11 protein-coding genes are annotated in these 11,438 nt (G+C 67.0%); 5 read left to right on the forward strand and 6 right to left on the reverse strand.

Annotated features, from left to right (window positions below):
• Nucleotides 1-24 precede the first annotated feature (24 nt).
• From ABNF93_RS23345 to ABNF93_RS23365, 5 genes are read left to right on the forward strand one after another with little or no spacing between them, the layout of a single operon-like run.
• Entirely contained in the window at nt 25-1,356 is a 1,332-nt protein-coding gene (locus ABNF93_RS23345) for an ABC transporter substrate-binding protein (RefSeq protein WP_349330284.1), read from the forward strand.
• Between the two features lie 54 nt (nt 1,357-1,410).
• A complete protein-coding gene (locus ABNF93_RS23350; RefSeq protein ID WP_349330285.1) occupies nt 1,411-1,878 on the forward strand; it encodes a hypothetical protein in 468 nt (155 codons plus the stop codon).
• Nucleotides 1,879-1,886: 8 nt separating this feature from the next.
• Nucleotides 1,887-2,852, forward strand: coding sequence for a carbohydrate ABC transporter permease (locus ABNF93_RS23355; protein ID WP_349330286.1), 966 nt, complete (start codon nt 1,887-1,889; stop codon nt 2,850-2,852).
• A gap of 17 nt (nt 2,853-2,869) precedes the next feature.
• On the forward strand, nt 2,870-3,706 hold the full coding sequence (locus ABNF93_RS23360; protein ID WP_349330287.1) for a carbohydrate ABC transporter permease: 837 nt from the start codon (nt 2,870-2,872) through the stop codon (nt 3,704-3,706).
• Between the two features lie 10 nt (nt 3,707-3,716).
• Entirely contained in the window at nt 3,717-4,979 is a 1,263-nt protein-coding gene (locus tag ABNF93_RS23365; protein WP_349330288.1) for a cellulase-like family protein, read from the forward strand.
• 384 nt (nt 4,980-5,363) lie between these two features.
• Here ABNF93_RS23365 and ABNF93_RS23370 read toward each other — a convergent pair whose 3' ends face one another.
• From ABNF93_RS23370 to ehuB, 6 genes are all read right to left on the reverse strand, one after another.
• Nucleotides 5,364-6,899, reverse strand: coding sequence for an amidase (locus ABNF93_RS23370; RefSeq protein WP_349330289.1), 1,536 nt, complete (start codon nt 6,897-6,899; stop codon nt 5,364-5,366).
• The gene (locus tag ABNF93_RS23375; protein ID WP_349330290.1) at nt 6,896-7,894 is read right to left on the reverse strand and encodes a D-2-hydroxyacid dehydrogenase; all 999 of its coding nucleotides are present in this window, start codon (nt 7,892-7,894) and stop codon (nt 6,896-6,898) included. Before ABNF93_RS23375 ends, ABNF93_RS23370 begins: the two co-directional genes overlap by 4 nt.
• A gap of 47 nt (nt 7,895-7,941) precedes the next feature.
• Nucleotides 7,942-8,775, reverse strand: a complete 834-nt coding sequence (gene ehuA, locus ABNF93_RS23380; protein WP_349330291.1) for an ectoine/hydroxyectoine ABC transporter ATP-binding protein EhuA — start codon at nt 8,773-8,775, stop codon at nt 7,942-7,944.
• A complete protein-coding gene (gene ehuD / locus ABNF93_RS23385) occupies nt 8,765-9,415 on the reverse strand; it encodes an ectoine/hydroxyectoine ABC transporter permease subunit EhuD (protein WP_349330292.1) in 651 nt (216 codons plus the stop codon). The genes ehuA and ehuD overlap by 11 nt, the downstream gene beginning before the upstream one ends.
• A 61-nt stretch (nt 9,416-9,476) precedes the next feature.
• The gene (ehuC, locus tag ABNF93_RS23390; RefSeq protein WP_349330293.1) at nt 9,477-10,190 is read right to left on the reverse strand and encodes an ectoine/hydroxyectoine ABC transporter permease subunit EhuC; all 714 of its coding nucleotides are present in this window, start codon (nt 10,188-10,190) and stop codon (nt 9,477-9,479) included.
• Between the two features lie 14 nt (nt 10,191-10,204).
• Nucleotides 10,205-11,119 (reverse strand): ectoine/hydroxyectoine ABC transporter substrate-binding protein EhuB, encoded by a 915-nt coding sequence (ehuB, locus tag ABNF93_RS23395; RefSeq protein WP_349330294.1) that lies wholly within the window; start codon nt 11,117-11,119, stop codon nt 10,205-10,207.
• Nucleotides 11,120-11,438: the final 319 nt, after the last annotated feature.

Here is an 11,438-nt window from a genome sequence, read left to right on the forward strand (position 1 = left end):
CTTCACACACAAAGGAGTGGCACCATGCGGAAACGGCCAGTGGACAGGATGTCGGGAGCCGCGCACGGGCTCAGCCGGCGACGGTTCCTGTCGGCGAGCGCCGGCATCGGGGCGGGGGCGTTGATGCTGGGGGCGTGCGGCGGAGGCGGCGAGTCCGCCGGTGAGGTCGGGGGCGAGATCACCGTGTGGACCTGGCCCGACAACGACAAGACGTTCGAGAAGACCATCCCGATCTTCGAGAAGAAGAACCCGGGAACGAAGGTCAAGGTGCAGGCGTTCGCCTCGGACCAGTACGACAGCAAGCTGCTCGCCACGCTGGTGTCCGGCACCGGTCCCGACGTCGCCATGGTGGAGATCACCAACGTCGCGAAATACAAGGGAAAGCCGGGCTTCGTCAACCTCGCCGAGGGTCCGTACCACGCGACGAAGAGCGCCGGCGACTACGCGAACTTCTCCTGGGACTACGTGTTCGACAAGGAGGAGGACCGGGCCTTCGTCCTGCCGAAGAACACCGGCCCGGGCGGGCTCTTCTACCGCCGCGACGTGCTGGAGAAGGCCGGCCTGCCGACCGAGCCCGACGACGTGAACGACGCATTCAAGACCTGGGACGACTATCTCGCCGAGGGCAAGGCGCTGGCCGTCAAGGACGAACGCTGGCTGATCGACACGCCGATGTCGATCGTGGGAGCGATCCGCGCCCAGGCTGGTGTCTCGATGTTCGACGAGTCCGGGGCGTCCCAGCTGACGTCGGACGTCATGGTGGCCGCCGTCGACTACGCCAAGCAGGCCTACGATGCGGGGCTGGTCGCGCCGTTCGAGCAGTGGAGCCAGGAATGGGGAGCCGCGATCAAGAACGGCACGGTCGCGACGTTCCTCATCGGCAACTGGTTCGGCGGGCTCGTCAAGAGCGTCTACGCGCCGGAGTCGGCAGGCTCGTGGGGCGTGACGCTCGCACCGGAGTACGACGGCAATGCCGCGTTCAACTCCGGCGGCGACTTCATCGGCATCCTCGAAACCAGTGAGAACAAGGCGACCGCGTGGGAGTTCGTCAAGTTCGTCACCCAGGACCCCGACAGCCTGCGGACGATGTACCGCGAGAACGACCTCTACCCCGCCTGGACGCCAGCCCTGGAAGAGGACTGGATGAACGAGCCCGACGACTTCTATGCCGGGCAGAACGTCAACGAGGTCTTCGCGCAGGTTTCGGAGTCGATGGAGACGCCGATCACCCATCCCGACGACCAGGCGGCACAGGACGCGCTGACCGACGCGGTCACCGATGTCATGAAGGGCAAGGCCGAGACCGGGTCAGCCCTGTCCGCGGCGCGGGCCCGCGTCGAGAAGCGTTCCGGCTGAGAGGGCGTGACACCCGTGCCAGTGCAGTCCACACGTAGGTCCGAGGTGAGCGCTGTGACCGGGACGGCTCGAGGGGTCGACCGGCGGCGTTTCCTCGGCCTTTCGGCCGGCGTTGGGTTGGGTTCGTTCGTCCTCACCGAGCAGTACGACAACAAGCTGCTCGCGACACTCGTGCCCGGTGCCGGGCCGGACGTCGCCGGCGTCGAGATCACCAACGTCGCGAAATACAAGGCGAAACCAGGCTTCGTCAACCTCGACGCGCGGAACGACCTGTATCCCGCCTGGAAGTCGGCCACGGAGGAGCCGTGGATGAACGAGCCCGACGAGTTCTATTCCGGCCAGAACGTCAACGAGATCTTCTCCGTGGTGTCCAACGAGATGAAGACACCGATCACGCACCCCGATGACTTCGCCGCCCAGCAGGCCTTGTCCGATGCGGTCACCGATGTCATGAAGGGCAAGGCCAAAGCCGACGATGCACTGCGCGACGCGAACCGTCGGGTCGAGAACCGGTCAGGTTGAGAGTCACCATGCCAGCTGACAGCCAGACAGCCACACTCCCCCGGGCCAGCGGACCACCGTCTCGAGCCCCCGACCCGCGTGGCGGCCGGGGGCTGCGGGCGAGCGTGGGCGCTAACCGCGCGTTCTATCTCTGCATCGCGCCGTTCTTCGTCCTCTTCGCGATCTTCGGCGCGTTTCCGATCCTCGCCTCACTGGTGATCAGCTTCGTGCGCTGGGACGGGCTGAGCACACCGGAGTTCGTCTGGCTGCAGAACTACGCCATCCTCTTCCAGGACCCGGTGTTCCGGAAGGCGATGGTCAACACGGTCTACATCTGGATCGGTTCGACGGTCGTGACGATGGGCCTGGCGTTTTTCCTTGCCTACCTCATCAACGAGTACGTCCTGGTGGGCAAGGGATTCTTCCGGGTCGTGTTCCTGTTTCCGCTGCTCGTCGCTCCGGCTGTGACGGGCATCATCGCGAGCGTGATGTTCTCCTCCCACGCCGGCGTCGTCAACGCAGCACTCAGCGCGCTCACCGGCGACCGGGTCACCTTCGAGTGGCTGCAGTCGACCGGATGGATCAAGCCGCTCATCATCCTGCTCATCGCGTGGCGGTGGACCGGCTGGCATCTGATCATCTTCCTGGCCGGGCTGCAGGCGATTCCGCGCGATCTCTACAGCGCCGCGCGGGTCGACGGTGCCGGCGAGAGCCAACTGTTCTTCCGGATCACGCTGCCGCTGATGATTCCGTTCGTGCTCTACAGCGCGATCTCCTCGACCGTCGGCGCCTTCCAACTCTTCGACGAGCCGTACGTCCTCACCGGTGGTACGTACGGAACCGCGAACTCCGCGCAGGTGATGGGCACGTACCTCTACCAGGCGGCGTTCCAGGAGTTCAAGTTCGGGCTGGCATCGGCCACGTCGTACGTCATCTTCGCCCTCATCCTGGTGTTCTCCGCCATCAACGCCCGCATGCTGCGGCGACAGGTCTGAAGGGAGGGAGAGCACTCGTGAACGATGTCGGCCACCGGACACCACGGGTCGTGATCACCGTCGCGGTCGCCATGACCACCCTGCTCTTCGTGTTTCCGCTGTACTGGATGGGAGTTCTCGCCACCCGGAGGACCTCGGAGGTGTTCCAGTTCCCTCCGCCGCTCCTGCCCGGCACGGCGCTGATCGACAACTTCGGCCGGCTGCAGTCCAGCCTTGACATCGTGCGGGCGCTGGGCAACACGGCGTACGTCTCGGTGGCGCACACGGTGCTGGTGCTGCTCGTGAGTTCCCTTGCCGGCTACGGGTTCTCCCGCTTCCGGGAGGCGCCGGGGCACCGGGTGCTGTATGGCTCAGTGCTCCTCACGCTCTTCATCCCACCTGCGGCTGGGCTCATCCCGTGGTTCGTGGAGATGAAGGAGTTCGGCTGGATCAACACGTACTGGCCGCTCATCCTCACCGGTGCCGCCACCGGCTTCGGCGTCTTCTGGATGCGGCAGGTTGTCGACAGCACCGTGCCGGCCGATCTCTACGACGCAGCACGGATGGACGGCGCCGGCGACCTGTGGATCTACTGGCGGGTGGTGCTGCCGATCATCCGCCCAGGGCTCGCCGCCCTTGCCGTGTGGAGTTTCATGATGAGCTGGAACAACTTCCTGATGCCGCTCATCATCCTCAACGACTCGGAGAAGTTCACGTTGCCACTGGCGCTGACCCAGCTCAACACCGCCGCCGGAGGTGCCGACGTCGCCGCCGTGATGCTCGGCACGACGATCGGCGTACTCCCGGTGTTCGTCGCGTTCGCGTTCGCCACCAAGCAGTTCATCGCCGGCCTCACCGCCGGAACCGTGAAGTGAGGAAGGGCTCATGACCGTCGATATTCCCTCCCACCTGCCAGCACGGCTGACGATCTCGCTGTGGGACTTCAGCTGGTTCACCCAGACGATGCCGGGTGAGCCGTTCGAGGACCTCGACCGGGCATTCGCCGAGGCGGTCGAACGCGGCTACAACACCGTCCGCATCTGCGCGATGCCCTACACCCTCTTCGGCGGCGACATCCCGCCGGAGCCGCTGCGGATCGCCAACCTGGGAAGGGGATTCGGGAAGGGTACGCGTTGGTACAACAACGCCGGTGGCGCGCTGATCGACGGTCGCGCCCACCTGTTGGAGCTCTTCCGGGCAGCGGAACGCCACGGCTGCCACCTCATCGTGTCGAGTTGGGAGTACCAGCAGACGCCGAGCTTCTTCGCCACGCCGGCACAGTACGAAGCGCTTGTCGCAATTCCCCCGGCGCGGCGCTGCGCGGCGCTGGCCGAGTCGATGAGCGCGCTGCTCGACTTCGTGAAGGACAACGGCCTCGCCGACCGGATCGCCTACGTCGAACTGCACAACGAGGTCGACAACGCCGGCACGAGCCTCACCGAGGTCGCCGCGGAGGGCGAGAGCGTGGTGGCGGCTCAGCGGGCGCTGATCGAGAGCGCGGTCGACCTGCTGCGCAAACGCCACCCAGACCTGCTGCACACGGCGTGCTACTCCGAGCCTGCACTGCACCGGTTGGACGACCTCGCCGGCAATCTGCAGGTCGCGCACTTCCACATCTATGCGTACGGCGTCCTGCGGCAACTCTTCGACGAGGCGGGCCTGTGGTCGGACGCGGAGTTCCCGACGCCACTCGTCACGCGGCTGCTGCGTTCTGACGCTCCGGCCTACGACGACTGGCTCCCGGACGAGGAGTGGCGGCTCGCGGCCACCGGCGTACAACGGCGGCTCGTCTACACCCACGACTGGACCGACCCGGTGAAGTGGGACCTCTACCTCTACGAGCACTACCACCGCTACCGCGAGTCGATGCGAGAGATGATCCGGAGCCGGCTCGAGGCGTACGCCGACTTCGGCGCGCGGCTCGGCGCACCGGCGGTGATCGGCGAGGGTTACGTCGGCTACACGCCGCTGCACACGACGTTCGAGGAGGGGCCGGTGGGCAAGGACATCTGCGAGTTCGCGGTGCTCGAGGCCAAGCGGCTCGGATACTGGGGCACGATCCTGTGCAGCAACGCCGCGCCGCACCATCCGTTCTGGGCCGACGTCGCCTGGCAGCGCGAGGTCAACTCCTGGATCACCGACGTCTGACCCCGCGTACGCCCCCGGTCATGGGCCCAGTTCCGTGATCATGATCGTGATCATGAATTCCGTGCGGAGCTATAGCCCCGTCAGGCTTCACGGTCCCGTACGGCTTCGTGATCATGACCGCGGTCCCGGCGCCGGCGCCGCCCAGGCGCAGCCTGGCACAGGCCCAGCCCAGGCACGGGCCCAGCCCCGCCGCAGGCACAGGCCCAGCCCCGCCGCAGGCACAGGCCCAGCTGGCGCAGTCCCTGCGCTGGGCGTAGGCCTGGATACGTCGTGAGACTGCGGCTCGTCGGCGAACGCCGCCGCTTTCATGGTCATGAAGCGAAACCGTTCCATGAAAGAAGGCGGGGCCATACGCCCCACGGAGTTTCATGATCACCATCATGATCACGGGGCCAGCATCTCTACGGGCGGTCCATGATCACGAGGGGTGGGCGTGGCTGAGGGGGCGGCCGGCTGAGGGGGCGGCCGGCGGGGTGGCGGGGTGGAGGGTGGCGGGGTGGAGGGTGGCGGCGACGTGAGCGGGGGCTGAGGCCATGACGTTGCGGACTCGTACGCATGGCAGGCCCGCAGGACCCGCGCGTCGGCGTGCCGAGGGCCGACGACCTGGAGGCCGATCGGCAGCTGGTCGCTGGTCAACCCGCACATGAGGGTCGCCGCCGGCTGTTGGGTGAGGTTGAACGGATACGTGAACGGCGTCCACTCGGTCCACCGCCGCATGCCCGAGCCCGGCGGCACCTCGCATCCGGCCGCGAACGCGGGGATCGGCAAGGTCGGCGTCAGCAGTAGGTCGTAGCGCTCGTGGAACCGCCCCATCCGAACGCCGAGATCCATGCGTACGGCTGTCGCGTCAAGATAGTCCAGCGCGCTGAACGACCGGCCCTCCTCGACCACCTCGGCGAGCCCCGGGTCGATCCGGCCCACCACGTCGTCACCGCCGTAGGCCTGCACGACCTTGGCGGCACCGGCGAACCACAACACGTGGTACGCCTCGATCGGGTCGGCGAAGCCTGGGTCCTCCTCCACGACCTCCGCGCCGAGAGCGGCGAACACCTCTACCGCCTGGCGCACCGCCGCCGCGACCTCCGCGTCAACCCGGGCGTACCCGAGGTCGGAACTGAACGCGATCCGCATCCCCGCGACCCCGCCGTCGAGGGAGGAGTGGAACACGTCATACGGCCGGTCCAGCGCCGACCAGTCCCGCGAGTCGGGCCCGGACAGCACGTCCAGCAGCACCGCCGCGTCGGCCACCGTGCGGGTCATCGGCCCGGCATGCGCCAGGGTCCCGAACGGGCTCGCGGGATGGAGCGGCACCCGGCCGTACGTCGGTTTGAGCCCGAAGGTCCCGGTGAAACCGGACGGAATGCGGATCGACCCGCCGCCGTCAGTGCCCACGGAAACGACACCCATGCCGAGCGCCACCGCCGCCGCGCTGCCCCCGCTGGACCCACCGGCGGTCCGCGTGGGATCCCACGGGTTGCCTGTCGCGCCGTAGCGCAGGCTGTCGGTGACCCCCTTCCACCCGAACTCCGGCGTCGTCGTCTTGCCCAGCAGCACCGCACCGTGCTCGCGCATGCGTGCGGCGACCGGCGCGTCGACCGTCCACGGTCCGTCGGCGTCGGCGGAGAGGATCTGCGATCCGCGCAGGGTCGGCCAGCCGGCGGTGAGGAGCAGATCCTTGACCGACGCCGGTACGCCGTCGAGCAGTCCGGCCGGCGCTCCGTGGCGCCACCGCCGCTCGGACTCCTTCGCCTGCGCCCGGGCGAGGTCCGGATCGACCAGACAGTACGCATGGACCGCGGTGTCGAGCCGCTCGATCCGGGCGAGTGCCGCGTCGACGGCGTCCACCGGTGACGCCTTGCGGGTACGGAACAGCTTCACGAGTTCGGTGGCGCTGCTCATGGCCAACTCGTCGTCGGTCACGTCCCCTCCCCTGGTGGCCGGTCCGCTCCAGGGACGTAGCCGAGGCGCTTGTCCACGACATTCCGCAATGGCTCGCCGTCCATCCACCGCTCGAAGTTCGTCACGAAGAGCGCCGCGAGATCGTCGAGCCAGCCCACCGTGTCGCCGGCCATGTGTGGAGACACGAGGGTTCCGGGAGCACTCCACAGCGGGCTGTCCGCAGGCAACGGCTCCACACTGAACACGTCGAGCGCCGCACCCGCGATCGTCCCCGCCCGCAGCGCGGTCACCAGCGCCTCCTCGTCGACGATCGGCCCCCGACCGACGTTGATCAGCCGCGCTGTGGGTCGCATCCGGGCGAGCACGTCGGCGTCAACCAAACCTTGCGTCTTCGTGGTCAGTGGTGCCGCGACGACGAGAAAGTCAACTCCGCCAACGACTTCGCGCAGGTCATCGCTCGCGAAGACCACGCCGAAGTCCGGATCCTCCGGTTTCGGCGTACGACCGGCTCCACTCACCACCATCCCGGCCGCGCGGAGCTGGCGGGCGATCGCCCGGCCGATTCCGCCCGTGCCGACCACCAGCACGGACCGCCCCTCGATGCGTTCGGCGTCCCGGTGCCGCCACTCCCGGCGTTCCTGCAACCGCCAGGTCGTCGGTAGATCCTTGGCCCAGGCAAGGACGACCGCGAGCACCCATTCCGCGATCGGCCGGTCGAAGATCCCGCGCGAGTTGGTGACCACCACCGAGCTCTCGACCAGCTCGGAGAACAGCAACCGGTCGACCCCCGCCGACGCGATCTGCACCCACCGCAGCGAATCCGCGCCCGGCCATGCCGTACGCAGGGCAGGGGAAAGGAAATCCCAACAGAAGAAGACGTCCGCGCCGCGCAGGGCGTCACGAAGCTCATCGGCGCGGACGTACCGCACGTCCGCGCGATCCTCCACCGCCGCCATGCCCGGCGGACGATGCGTGTCACACAACACCGTGACGACGGGCGCGGCAGACCTGCTCATCGCCTGCGATTATCCTGCGTTGCGGCGTCCCGGCCGGCGGGGGTGGCTCAACGCTCATCCAGGACGGCACGCAGGAAGGTCTTGGTCCGGTCGTTCTCGGGTTCGGAGAAGATCTTCGCCGGTGGCCCCTGCTCGATCACGTGACCACGGTCGAACATCATGACCCGGTTGGACACGTCGCGGGCGAATCCCATCTCATGCGTGACACACAACATGGTGATGTCGGTGGTCGCGGCGATGTCACGCAGGACGTTGAGCACGTCGGCGACAAGCTCCGGGTCGAGTGCGGAGGTCACCTCGTCGAGGAGCAGGACCTTGGGCTGCATCGCCAGGGCGCGCGCGATCGCCACCCGCTGCTGCTGCCCGCCGGACAGCTGCGACGGATAGGAGTCGCACTTGTCACCCATGCCGACAAGCTCGAGCAGGCCCTTGGCGCGTTCGGTCGCCTCCTCGGTCGACAGGCCGAGGACCTGACACGGCGCCTCGGTGACGTTGCGGAGGACCTTCATGTTCGGGAAGAGATTGAACTGCTGGAAGACCATGCCGATCTTCCTGCGTACCGACCGGCAGTAGCGGTCGTCGGACGGCACCAGCCTGCCGCCCTTCTCCATGTGGGTCAGGCATTCCCCGTCGACCGTGATCGTGCCGCTGTTGGGCTTTTCCAACGTCATCAGCAGCCGCAGGATCGTCGTCTTGCCCGATCCGCTCGGCCCGATCAGCGTCACCCGCTCACCAGCCGCGACGTCGAAGTCGAGTTCGTTGAGGACGACATTGTCGCCGTAGCTCTTCATGATCTTGTCGAAACGGACCAGGGGATCACTCGATGGCTCGGCGTGCCGGCCGGCGGCCTGATCCGGTTTGTGGGCAGTCTCAGTGGCCAAAGCGACGCTCCAATACCCTCAGGGGAACGGCGGCCAGGATGCTGACCACGAGGAACAGCAAGCCGACCATCGTGATGGGTTCGAGGTAACGGAAGGTCTCCGAGCCGACCGTCTTCGCGGCCAGGAGCATTTCTCCGACGGTGATCGCCGACAGCAGGGGCGTGTCCTTGAACATCGCGATGATGTAGTTGCCGAGAGCGGGCAGGACCCGCGGAATGGCCTGCGGCAGGATGACGTCGGCCCAGACCTTCCGGCGCGGCAGGCTCAGCGCGGTGCATGCCTCCCACTGACCGCGAGGGACGCCGTCGATGCCGGCTCGATAGACCTCGGACATGTACGCCGCATAGTGGAGCCCGAGGCCGATCACACCAGTCGCGAGAGCAGGCAGCGTGAGACCGAGGGCGGGGAGTACGAAGAACAGGAAGTAGAGCTGCACCAGCAGCGGAGTGCTCCGGATGAACTCGACCACCGCGGTCGCCGACAGCTGGACCGCACGGACATTGGACCGGCGCAGCAACGCGAGGACCAGACCGACCACGAGTGCCACCAGCGAGCCAAGGATCGTGGCGAACACGGTGATCTTGAGGCCGTCCAGCAGCAGCGGCAGGTTCTCGGCGACGAAACCCCAGTCCCAGTTCATGCGTGTTCTCGCTTCGCCGAGAACCCACACGCTGTGTCCGTGCTTCGCTCACTTCGTTCGCTCATGCCGGCACCTCCTTGCGGACAACGGTCTTGACGGCCGGTTGCGTGGTGGCGACCGGTACCTGGCCGATGGACGCCTTGGCTCTGCGTTCCAGCCAGCGCATGCCGAGCGTCATGAGGTAGGCCATCACGAAGTAGAGAACGAGCACCATCGAGAAGATCAGCACCGTGTGGCCGGTCAGCTGGCGCAGCACCTGTGCGTTGAACGTGAGGTCGTTGATCGTGATGAGTGAGACCAGCGCGGTCCCCTTCAGCAACTCGATCAACAGGTTGCCGAACGGCGGGATCATGCCCACGACCGCCTGCGGGAAGATGATCCGCCGCATCCGTTGGGCCGGTGAGAAGCTCAACGCGATCGCCGCTTCGTACTGCCCCGGCGATACTGCGTTGACCGCACCGCGCACCACCTCGGCACCGTAGGCGCCGATGTTCAGGCCGAGCGCGACTATGCCGGCGAACATCGGGTGCATCTCCCAACCCAGCAAGGGCAGTGCGAAGAACAGCCAGAAGAGCTGCACGAGTGCCGAGGTGCCGCGGAAGAACTCCACGTAGACCCGGGCGATCGCCCGGACCGCTCGCTGCCGCGCCCGGGCCATCAGCCCGGCGAGCACGGCCATCACCAGTCCGATCGCCGCGGCGCCGGCCGTGATCTCGAGCGCGACGAGCGCACCGCGCAGCAACGTCGGGAGATAGTCGAGCATCGTCGACAGCATGGGTATCCGTCCTGTCAGCCCGAGCAGAGGCTCTTGGTCGTCTGGTCGGTCGGAAGCTCGGCCTTGCTGAATCCGTAGGGCTCGATGATCTCGAGCAGGTCACCGCTGTCCTTCAAGTCACCGAGATGACTGTTGAACTCCTCCAGCAGGTCGGCGTCTGCGGGGCGGAAACCGTAACCCCCACAGCCGGTCTGGGGTTTGCCGTCGACCACCGGAACGAATGGCTCGGTGACCTCCAGGTCGAGCCCCTCCCGGTTGTCGAGCAGGAAACGTAGCGTGATGCTGGTGAGGGAGAACGCGTCGATCCGGTTGGCCGTCAGGCCTTCGAAGCCGCTGGCGGAGTCGGTGAAGGACACGAGGTTTTTCACCCCGGCACCTTCGGCGTAGGTCACCTCGATCGCGCCACCGACGACTCCGAGCCGGATCCCGGCCTTCGCCACATCGTCGTAGGTCTTGATCCCGTCCGGATTTCCCTTGCGGACAAGGAAAGCGCTCTTGCCGCAGTAGTCGGGTTCGGAGAAGGCGATCTGGCCGCACCGCTCGGGGGTGATGTACATTCCCGCGGCGATCACGTCGACCGCGCCCGCCTGCAACGCCGGGATCAGCGACCCGAACTCGACCAGTTTCCCTTCCAGGGTGGGAACACCCATCCGGGTGAAGACCTCCCTCGCCACGGCGGGGGCCTCACCGACCAGGTCGCCTCCGGTGTTCTTGAAGCCGTAGGGCGCTTCGTTGGCGAACGCAACCTTGATCGCACCTTCGCGCTTGATCCTCGCCAGCGTGTCGCCGGCACCGGCGTTTGTCCCGGCCAGTGAGCGCCCGCATCCGGCGACGGCGACAGACGCTGCCCCCGCAAACAGCGCATGCCGGAGAAACCCGCGCCGGCCAAGACGCGGTAACGGATTGTTGGGCAACGGTTCCTGGACCACGTGAGCCTCTCCCTGTGGTGGTGAGGGGAATCGGCACGAGCTGGACATCCGGGTGTTCCTCGGCGAGGCGCAGTGCAAACCCTGCGACCGGCTCAGCCGCCCGGGTCACCGCCGGGGCCTCTGTGGTGCGAAGGAAGTTATCGGCGTACCGTACTGTTGTCAACAATCCGATCATCGCCATGCAGAGAATCTGCTAGGGGGTGTCTGATGGATCACGATCGATCAGTGAGCGGCGTATCCGCGCCCGGCTGGCAAGGCCGAGGAGGAAGGCGCACTGGTCTTGTGCGCCGATCGACGAGAACGCAGCCAGGCGGGATGC

This window comes from Actinopolymorpha sp. B9G3 (assembly GCF_040120725.1).
In the GTDB taxonomy this organism is placed as follows: domain Bacteria; phylum Actinomycetota; class Actinomycetes; order Propionibacteriales; family Actinopolymorphaceae; genus Thermasporomyces.

Excerpts from the sequence above, each read along its gene's own strand:
- ABNF93_RS23345 (WP_349330284.1), top strand. The coding sequence starts at position 25 with ATGCGGAAACGGCCAGTGGACAGGATGTCGGGAGCCGCGCACGGGCTC.
- ABNF93_RS23355 (WP_349330286.1), top strand. The coding sequence starts at position 1,887 with ATGCCAGCTGACAGCCAGACAGCCACACTCCCCCGGGCCAGCGGACCA.
- ABNF93_RS23365 (WP_349330288.1), top strand. The coding sequence starts at position 3,717 with ATGACCGTCGATATTCCCTCCCACCTGCCAGCACGGCTGACGATCTCG.
- ABNF93_RS23375 (WP_349330290.1), bottom strand. The coding sequence starts at position 7,894 with ATGAGCAGGTCTGCCGCGCCCGTCGTCACGGTGTTGTGTGACACGCAT.
- ehuD (WP_349330292.1), bottom strand. The coding sequence starts at position 9,415 with ATGAACTGGGACTGGGGTTTCGTCGCCGAGAACCTGCCGCTGCTGCTG.
- ehuC (WP_349330293.1), bottom strand. The coding sequence starts at position 10,190 with ATGCTGTCGACGATGCTCGACTATCTCCCGACGTTGCTGCGCGGTGCG.